The sequence below is a fragment of the Psychrobacter sp. H7-1 genome, assembly GCF_904846585.1.
Taxonomy (GTDB): domain Bacteria; phylum Pseudomonadota; class Gammaproteobacteria; order Pseudomonadales; family Moraxellaceae; genus Psychrobacter; species Psychrobacter raelei.
The window spans coordinates 1-732 of sequence record NZ_CAJHBH010000109.1 but is presented as its reverse complement, the minus strand read 5'-3'; the positions used below and the strand labels follow the sequence as shown (position 1 = coordinate 732).

General features: G+C 41.8%; 2 protein-coding genes. Both read right to left on the bottom strand.

The features are described 5' to 3' along the window. Positions 1-539: IS630 family transposase (locus tag JMX92_RS13395; RefSeq protein ID WP_227675389.1), on the bottom strand; the 539-nt coding region annotated here is incomplete at its 3' end. After that, positions 481-732 (bottom strand): IS630 transposase-related protein (locus JMX92_RS13625; protein WP_227675388.1); only part of this gene is annotated, 252 nt, incomplete at its 5' end. The genes JMX92_RS13625 and JMX92_RS13395, both read right to left, overlap by 59 nt.

Below are 732 nucleotides of genomic sequence, written 5' to 3'. Positions count from 1 at the left end.
GTACAACCCATATTATGAAATAGTTTAGGTAGATTATTCTCCATCCATCCTTGGCGTAGAAATTTAGCCTGTGCCCATTTTTTCTCAATAGGGTTTAAATCGGGACTGTACGGCGGTAGAAATAACAAGCGATGACCATGTCTATTGAGCAGTCTCTGAACGCGTTTGTGAAAGCTAGCGTTATCCATGACAATCACGCATTTAGTTTTAAGGCTTGGTATTAGCGTGTCTTTGCACCAGTTATAGAAGATATCGCCATTGATGTTCTTCTCAAAGTAATCGAGTGCAAACAGCGTCTTGTCATAGAGAGCACCAATAACGTTGGTTCGTTTTTTACCTTGCCAGTTGTAACTATCGATGCAAGGGGTTCCAATAGGTGCATAGCCATGAGAACGAATGGTTTCAGACTCAAAGCCGCTTTCATCCATGTATACAATAGCAAGGCCTTGAGCAATGTATTTGTTAAGTTTGCTTAGATACTTAGCTCTCTTTATGGGGCAAGCTTTTGGATGCGCCAAGGTCTTTTTTTTGACTGACACCAAGGCGTTTTAAAGCAGCCTCGATGCCCGACTTGCTACACCCAAAACGCTGTGCTCTCTCGTACAGGTAATCGTCTGGATGTTGTTCAACATCTTTTAATAATGCTTCGTTAGGTATTTTACTGGGTGGTTTATTGCGAGTGAGTTTGATACTAGGATCTTTGAGCCAATTCTGTAGCGTGGCCTTACTAAT